Origin of the sequence: Streptomyces sp. NRRL S-118, assembly GCF_000716335.1 — a bacterium.
In the GTDB taxonomy this organism is placed as follows: domain Bacteria; phylum Actinomycetota; class Actinomycetes; order Streptomycetales; family Streptomycetaceae; genus Streptomyces.
The window spans coordinates 1-512 of sequence record NZ_KL591056.1 but is presented as its reverse complement, the minus strand read 5'-3'; the positions used below and the strand labels follow the sequence as shown (position 1 = coordinate 512).

1 protein-coding gene is annotated in these 512 nt (G+C 70.1%); it reads left to right on the top strand.

Annotation, left to right across the window (positions count from 1 at the left end; genetic code table 11):
• Positions 1-512 (top strand): beta-ketoacyl synthase N-terminal-like domain-containing protein (locus IH00_RS39385; protein WP_039947885.1); only part of this gene is annotated, 512 nt, incomplete at both ends.

Genomic DNA, 512 nt, shown 5'->3' with positions numbered 1-512 from the left:
CCTCGCTGCGGGGCAGCGACACCGGTGTGTTCACCGGTCTGATGTACGCGGACTACCAGCACCTGGCCGGGATGAGCGACCGGCGCGACGAGATCGAGGGTTACCTCATGATCTCGTCCGCGGCGAGTGTGGCGTCCGGACGCATCAGCTACACGTTCGGGTTCGAGGGCCCCTCGGTCTCGGTCGACACCGCCTGCTCGTCCTCCCTCGTCGCGATCGCCCAGGCGACCGCGGCGCTGCGGTCCGGCGACTGCTCGCTCGCCCTGGCCGGCGGCGTCACCGTGCTGTCCCGGCCGAACGTGTTCATCGAGTTCAGCCGCCAGCGCGGTCTCGCGCCCGACGGCCGGTGCAAGGCCTACGGGTCCGGTGCCAACGGCGTGGGCTGGAGCGAGGGCTCCGGTCTGCTGGTACTCGAAAAACTGTCGGACGCGCGCCGCAACGGTCACCAGGTACTGGGTCTGCTGCGAGGCAGCGCGGTGAACCAGGACGGTGCGAGCAACGGTCTCACCGCG